Here is a 7,600-nt window from a genome sequence, read left to right on the forward strand (position 1 = left end):
AACCGAAAATGCGTAATCATTGATATTCATTTCCTGAAACAGCACCGAGAGAATTTCTGGCACGTCCAGTTGCTGGAAGATCCGGCTGTTATGACGCAGCGACAGTCTTTCCAGTGACGGCACCAAGGTAAGTGAATAAAAGGTATGATGGTGACCGGTATCGCCCCGGCTGAAATTGCGGATAATGCCGTGCACTTTTTGCACGACCTCATGATCGCGCAGCACTTCAAGCAGTGCGGTGCTATCGACCATCTGCCCGAAATTCAGGTCGCTGTTGCGACTGGCAATATCGATGGTATAGCGATAGCCATAAACCGGCTGGCCTTGATCATCGACTGAATCTGAGATGGACTCGATCCCCTGATAGTCACGGACCACCAAGGTCTCATCATTGACACCATCGATGGTGAGCCTGAACCCTAACGTTGCCATGTAAACACCCTTCGTGTTGCTTTCTTTATGATTGTTGGAACATGGTGACTGGTATTTTTTCAACCAAGCCTTTCCTGATTCACCACGCTACCGCAGCCAGATGATTTATATGAAATAAAAATGGATCTGCAAGTCGAACCATTATATGCAACATGCAGGTCAGGATTCACGCATTATCAAGTCAGTTTGATTTTGGGAAGGCTGTTTTTTGAATGAAGATAACATTTTTGCGTTCAGCCTGACGGCATACAACTCAATCAGCTCATCAGGCAGCAGCAAAACATGACCGATAGAAAATCCACATTTTGCTGCGGACTTGCATCGACTGATGAATCTTTTATATGTGGGGGCAGACAATTTCACCCCTTATTTCAGGCCGAGGCGCTTCATCAGACGGTGTAAATTACCCGGATTCATTTTCAACTGTTTCGCGGTAGCACTGAGATTATTATCATTTTCCAGATAGGCACGCTGGACCAACTGAGCCTGAAACAGATCAATGGCTTCTTTGAGCCCGTGATGTTGCAGTTCGACCAGCCGGTTTTCAGACATACTTTGATCTGACGGCTCTTCCGCCCCGGAGAGATCAGCAACCTCGACGGCAAAGTTAAAATGGTGTGGCAACAGCGTAATCGGCTCTGAGGGAGAGTCAGACTTGGCAATTACGGATGCTCGGTTGATGGCATGTTCAAGCTCACGGACATTACCCGGCCAAGTGTAACGTTGGATCATACTGAGAGTTGCCGCATCCAGACTGATATTCGCTACCCCTAATTTATGTGCGCATCGTTCAGCAAAAAAACCGGCAAGCAGGACGATATCTTTATCGCGCTCACGTAAAGGCGGCACAAAGATTGGAAAAACACTCAAGCGATGGTACAGATCCGCTCTGAAACGACCGGCTTTGACCTCATCATGCATCACTCGGTTCGTGGCTGCGATAATCCGGACATTGACTTTGATGTTGCGGTCATCCCCGACCCGCTGAATATCACCGTACTGAAGCGCGCGCAGCAATTTGGCCTGAAGCGGGAGTGACAGTTCACCGATTTCATCCAAAAACAGTGTGCCGTTATCCGCCAGTTCAAATTTACCTTTTCGGTGACTGATCGCACCGGTAAAAGCGCCTTTGACATGGCCGAACAACTCACTCTCAGCGACAGATTCCGGCAGTGCGGCACAGTTCAGATACACCAAAGCATTTTCAGCCCGACCGGACTGGCGGTGCAGCGCATTCGCGACCAACTCTTTACCGACCCCGGTTTCCCCCATGATCAGTACGGAAAGGTCGGTATCGGCAACCGCATCAATCTGTGATTTGAGTGCCAGCATTGACGGGGACTGCCCGATCATGTCTCCTTGCTGATTCAATGTACGGGAACGTCTTGACGCGCTGGCTTCAACCCCCGCCGTCCGTTCTAATTGCTCCATGAGCAAGGCGGTATTGAGACTGCTGGCAGCCAAAGCACTGATGATGCGCAGATCATCATCTTTGAAGCGCTCAAACTGCGTCGGGTCAAACGCATCTATCGTCACCGCTCCGATCAGACGATCATCCAACATCAGGGGCAGCCCGATACAAGAATGTACCTTGAGTTCTTCTTCATGATTGGGGATCAAACCATCATAGGGATCGGGAATATCACTGTCGGAAGGAAAGCGGACAATATCACCGGCTCTGGCAATTGCCTCAAGACGAGGGTGCTGTTGGACGTCAAACCGACGCCCCAGCACATCTTCACTGAGCCCGTTAATTGCCAGAGGAACGAACTGCTGATCCCGAAACAGTAGTAAGGCAGACGCATCACATTTCAAGGTTTGCCTGATTGTCGCCAGTAATCTGTCGAATCTGTCCTGATCAGAAATGCCGGATGTAATATCCAATGCAACCTGTACCCACGCTTTGCCGACCTGCTGCGTTACCATAGCTTTTACCTTCATTTTGTCGATATGACAAAAACCTTATCATAAAGACAATTTTATTTCTTTGTCAAAAAGATAAAAACCGCATTCAACAAATACTAACCAATTGATATTTATTGGATTAATTTTATGGCACACAACCTGCTCTTATCCAAACAACTGTGATAACCGTTTTAAGGTAAGAGAACAATGACGATTCATGTAAAAAATAATATTCACTGGGTTGGACAACGTGACTGGGAAGTACAGGACTTTCACGGTACAGAATATAAAATCACCAAAGGAACCAGCTACAACAGCTATCTGATTCGCGAAGAAAAAACCGTTCTGATCGATACGGTTGATCACCGTTTCAGCACTCAATTCCTGCAAAATCTGGAGATGGAAATCGATTTGAACACAATCGACTTTATCGTGGTCAATCATGCTGAAGAAGATCACTCAGGCGCGTTGTCTGCGCTGATGGATAAAATACCCGGAACCCCTATTTATTGTACTGAAGCGGCAATTGACTCAATTGTCGGTCACCATCATCATCCGGAGTGGGATTTCAGAACGGTTAAAACCGGCGATACCCTTGATATCGGTAATGGCAAGCAACTGATTTTTGTTGAAGCCCCGATGTTACACTGGCCAGACAGTATGATGACCTATCTCACCGGCGATGCGGTGCTGTTCAGTAACGATGCCTTTGGTCAGCACTACTGCGATGAACATCTGTTTAACGATGAAGTCGATCAGAACGAATTGATGGAGCAGTGCCTGCGTTACTACTCCAATATCCTGACCCCGTTCAGCAGCCTGGTCACGGCAAAAATTAAAGAAGTGCTCAGCTTTAATCTGCCGGTAGATATGATCGCCACGTCTCACGGTATTGTATGGCGCGATAATCCGACTCAGATTGTGCACCAGTATTTAGCGTGGGCGGATCACTACCAAGAAGATCGGATCACGATTCTGTACGATTCGATGTCGAACAATACCCGGATGATGGCCGATGCGATTGCTCAGGGATTCTACGATGTTGACCCGAAAGTGGCGGTAAAAGTATTTAACGTCGCCAAACATGATAAAAATGAAATTCTGGCCAATGTATTTCGTTCGAAGGGTATCTTTGTCGGCTCATCGACCATGAATAACGTGATGATGCCCAAAATTGCCGGTATGCTGGAAGAGATCACCGGGCTGCGGTTCAAAAACAAAAAAGCTGCCGCATTTGGTAGTTATGGCTGGAATGGCGGTGCCGTTGACCGTATCCATGCGCGTTTAACCGATGCCGGATTTGAAACCGCGTTAAGCCTGAAAACCAAGTGGCGTCCCGACGGTCAAGCCATGCGTACCTGCCGTGAGCATGGCCGTCAGGTTGCGAAGTTGTGGGCACTGAGCAATGAAGGACTGGTCACACAATCTCCCGGACAGACAGCTCCCAAGCCAACTGAAAGCGCGACACCGCCGGTAACCGATTCACACCCGACGGATTGCCAGTGTATGATCTGTACGGTTTGTAACTGGATTTACGACCCGACTCTCGGTGAACCCAATCAGGGAGTCGCTCCGGGCACCCCATGGGACGACGTACCGGACTATTTTCTTTGCCCTGAATGCCATTTAGGCAAAGAGGTGTTTGTTGAACACGGGAACAATGGTCAGGAGGCTGCTTAATGAATGCTCCGCTGATTATTATTGGTAGCGGCTTTGCCGCTTACCAACTGGTCAAAACATTACGGCGTAAAAATAGCGATCTGCCGATCCAGTTGTTTACCGCCGATAGTGGCGACGAGTACAACAAACCGGATCTGAGCCATGTTTTTACCCGCCAGCAGACTGCCGATGACCTGATATCGACCAAGGGACAAGCATTTGCAATGCAGCATCAAATTGAGCTCTTCGCAAATACCAGAGTTGATGAAATTGATCCGAACACTCACACAATCACGGCCAACGGGAGTCGTTATCATTTTTCTAAGCTGGTACTGGCAACCGGCGGCAGCTCATTTATTCCGAAATTGCACGGAGATGCGGTGAATCAAGTGATGACTCTGAACAGTCTGGCAGAATACCGGACATCACAGCACCGGATCGCCCGAGCCCAACGTATTGTGATTATGGGCGGTGGCCTGATCGGTACAGAGCTGGCAATGGATCTGTGTGCCAGCGGTAAGCAAGTACAGATTGTCGAACCCAGTGCTCACCTGATGGAAAACCTGATGCCTGCTTTTGTTGCAACAGCACTTGAAAAACAGTTACGTCATGATGGGGTAAACATTGCCTGTCTCGACTATGTTGTCTCAGTCGAACACGATAAAAGTGGCCTCATCGCAGTAACCAGCCAAGGTTCACGATATCAGGCAGACTGCATCATCTCTGCGGCCGGAATCATCCCCAATACGGCGCTGGCACAGCAAGCCGGTGTAGCAGTCAATCGTGGGATTGTGGTCGATAAGCAGATGAAAACATCAGTTGATGATATTTATGCGCTTGGTGACTGCGCGGAGATTAATGGTCAGGTCATGGCATTTTTACAACCGATTGTGCTCAGTGCCAATGTACTGGCGAGTCAGTTACTGACTAACACTGGTGAACTGACACTTCCCCCCATGATTACGAAAGTGAAAACACCTCGCTATCCGATTCAGCTCGGGGGAAACAGTCACACGGCCGCCAGCTGGCAAATCAGTATGACCGAACAAGGCATTGTCGCGAAAGCTTATGATCAGAGTCAGCGCTTTTGTGGCTTCGTTGTGACGCAAGAAAATGTCAGTCAGACATTCCCGCTGCTGCGTGAACTTCAGGCAAGTAATTAGTTCAGGTAACCGATGAGTTCAGATAACCAATGAGTTAGCACGAGCAATGCGCTGGCTCAAAAAAGAACAGATAAATCAATACAATAAATTATGAGTCGATAAATATCATGAATATTAGTTTTGCAGAACCAGAACGGTTAAAAGAAATCTTTGACGGCGAAAATCGCGAAGAGTGGCAAAGAACCAGTCATATCATTGGCAGCCTTGCATTGAAAGAATATGAAACGATTGCTGACATCGGTGCCGGCACCGGTTACTTCTCTAATCTATTCTCGCAGATCATCCGTCAGGGAAAAATCTACGCGATTGATTGTGAGCCTAATATGGTAGCTTATATGCAAGCGCGGTTTTCTGATCAGACGTTTGCCAATGTCCGGGTTATTTTATCGCAACGTGATGATCCGTGTATTCCTGCTGATGTCGAGACCATATTCATGGCCAACACATACCGTTTTATTCAGGAGCGTGATGCGTTTTTGCTCAAAATGCGCGAGCAGACAACCCGCGATACGAAATTTGTTTTCGTCGATTACAAAGGCAGCAATGCCCGGGTCTCACCCCAACAGGCGATGAATGAAGTCCGGCAAGCCGGGTTTGAAGTGATCGATTTTGATATCGACGGTTGCCCCGATCACTATATTCTGACGTTTAAGGCCGGTTAAAAACCTGTTCCTGATTGTGCTTCCCCTCGCATTTCAGGCTGATTGAGTGACGAATCATCATAAAAATTGCCTTGCCCTTCATACGGTGTAAGCAGTGTTTACAATAGTTGAGGACCGGCAATCATCAGTGATGAAAGTCGTTATCTGGTTATATAAAAGCGGGCTAGCTGGCCAATACCGACAAATGTTATGACGATTATACATAGTACAATGCTAAAGTTTCATTTAAGTCATACAGGTATAAGCGCTAGACTGTCGCTAGTTTGTCATTACCCTACTTGTGGAGAACTTTATGTTTAATGCTTTAATCCTTAATCAGGAAGATAAAAAAACATTCGCAACTATAGAACAGATTGATGAATCACAACTTCCCGAAGGTGAAGTATTAGTCGCTGTCGATTACTCGTCATTGAACTATAAAGATGGTCTGGCTATCACAGGCAAAGGAAAAATCATCCGTAATTTTCCTATGGTGCCCGGGATAGATTTAGCAGGGCAAGTTCTCCATTCAGATGATTCTCGCTATCAAGCGGGTGATTCTGTTGTATTAACCGGTTGGGGTGTCGGAGAAAACCATTGGGGCGGCATGGCACAAAAGGCAAGTCTCAAAGCAGATTGGCTTGTCCCTCTTCCACAAGGTTTGAGTCCGAAACAGGCCATGATGGTCGGCACAGCCGGCTTTACGGCTATGCTGTGTGTTCAGGCATTGCTCGACGCAGGCATTAAACCAGAAGACGGTAGTATTTTGGTTACCGGCGCAAGTGGTGGTGTGGGTTCTGTCGCAGTGACACTGTTGTCGCAACTGGGCTACAAAGTGGCAGCGGTGACTGGCCGGGTTGAACAAAATGGCCCCTTACTCGAAAAGTTGGGAGCAAGCCAAATTATTGATCGTCATGAATTTGAAGAACCGGCTCGCCCGTTAGAAAAGCAAATCTGGGCCGGTGCTGTCGATACTGTCGGCAGCAAAGTACTTGCCAAAGTTCTCTCGCAAATGGATTACAATAGCGCTGTCGCTGCCTGCGGCCTTGCGGGCGGATTTGACCTGCCAACGACGGTGATGCCATTTATTTTACGCAATGTCCGTTTGCAAGGTGTTGATTCCGTGAGCTGTCCACGTGACAGACGGATTGCCGCCTGGGAAAAAATTGCTGAATTATTACCGGCGAGTTATTTTGAGCAAGCTTGCACTGAAATTACGTTAAATGAAGTCCCTCAATATGCTGAGGATATCACCAATGGCCAGACAACCGGCCGTGTCGTGATCAAGCTGTAAAATTCTGATGACGTAAGGCTCATTCAGGGCCTTCAATTCTATTGCATGTTTCTCAACATAAACAGTGCCATATCCCATACTGGATATGGCACTGTGTCAGCCGTCAATTCATCACGCCAAAATTACTTGCATGATACGTGACATATAAATGCGTAATTATATCTGTGTCAGAACCACCAGATTTCAGCCTGCACACCGAAGCTCAATTGATCGTTTTTCTCACCATCAAAAGAGAAATTGGTGATCTCATTATCTAGTGCTTTCATGTATGTGGTGTAAAACCGAATTTCCGGACGAGATCTCAGTATACTGGTTGCGACCTTAAAAGCATGATACATGGTTAGTTTGTAGCCACTTTCGTCATAACTCTTACCGTCAACACGGTTCGTCTGATTAAAGTAGCCCAGCTCGACCCCTGTTTGATTGAACTGATCCCAGATATAACCCGGTCTCAAGACTGCACGCACACTGTCAAAATCGGTATGTGAAGTTTTTAAATCGTAGTT

The 7,600-nt window shown here is 47.3% G+C and carries 7 protein-coding genes; 4 read left to right on the forward strand and 3 right to left on the reverse strand.

The features are described from left to right. A partial coding sequence (locus AC55NX_RS20215; RefSeq protein ID WP_496997365.1) for a contractile injection system protein, VgrG/Pvc8 family occupies nucleotides 1-432 on the reverse strand: 432 nt, incomplete at its 3' end. A gap of 366 nt (nucleotides 433-798) precedes the next feature. Next, nucleotides 799-2,358, reverse strand: a complete 1,560-nt coding sequence (norR, locus tag AC55NX_RS20220) for a nitric oxide reductase transcriptional regulator NorR (protein WP_496997366.1) — start codon at nucleotides 2,356-2,358, stop codon at nucleotides 799-801. A 186-nt stretch (nucleotides 2,359-2,544) separates the two neighbouring features. Between norR and norV the strand changes: the two genes are divergently transcribed. The 4 genes from norV to acuI all read left to right on the forward strand — a co-directional run bounded on the left by norV (nucleotide 2,545) and on the right by acuI (nucleotide 7,094). Then, entirely contained in the window at nucleotides 2,545-4,017 is a 1,473-nt protein-coding gene (gene norV, locus AC55NX_RS20225; protein WP_496997367.1) for an anaerobic nitric oxide reductase flavorubredoxin, read from the forward strand. Then, on the forward strand, nucleotides 4,017-5,159 hold the full coding sequence (norW, locus tag AC55NX_RS20230) for an NADH:flavorubredoxin reductase NorW (RefSeq protein WP_496997368.1): 1,143 nt from the start codon (nucleotides 4,017-4,019) through the stop codon (nucleotides 5,157-5,159). Before norV ends, norW begins: the two co-directional genes overlap by 1 nt. 107 nt (nucleotides 5,160-5,266) lie before the next feature. After that, complete coding sequence (locus AC55NX_RS20235) at nucleotides 5,267-5,821, forward strand: class I SAM-dependent methyltransferase (protein WP_496997369.1); 555 nt, start codon at nucleotides 5,267-5,269, stop codon at nucleotides 5,819-5,821. 292 nt (nucleotides 5,822-6,113) lie between these two features. After that, the gene (gene acuI, locus AC55NX_RS20240) at nucleotides 6,114-7,094 is read left to right on the forward strand and encodes an acrylyl-CoA reductase (NADPH) (protein WP_496997370.1); all 981 of its coding nucleotides are present in this window, start codon (nucleotides 6,114-6,116) and stop codon (nucleotides 7,092-7,094) included. A 167-nt stretch (nucleotides 7,095-7,261) separates the two neighbouring features. Here acuI and AC55NX_RS20245 read toward each other — a convergent pair. After that, nucleotides 7,262-7,600, reverse strand: a 339-nt coding sequence (locus tag AC55NX_RS20245) for a carbohydrate porin (RefSeq protein WP_496997371.1), incomplete at its 5' end; no start/stop codon positions are given.

Source organism: Vibrio rubrogenes, assembly GCF_059641415.1.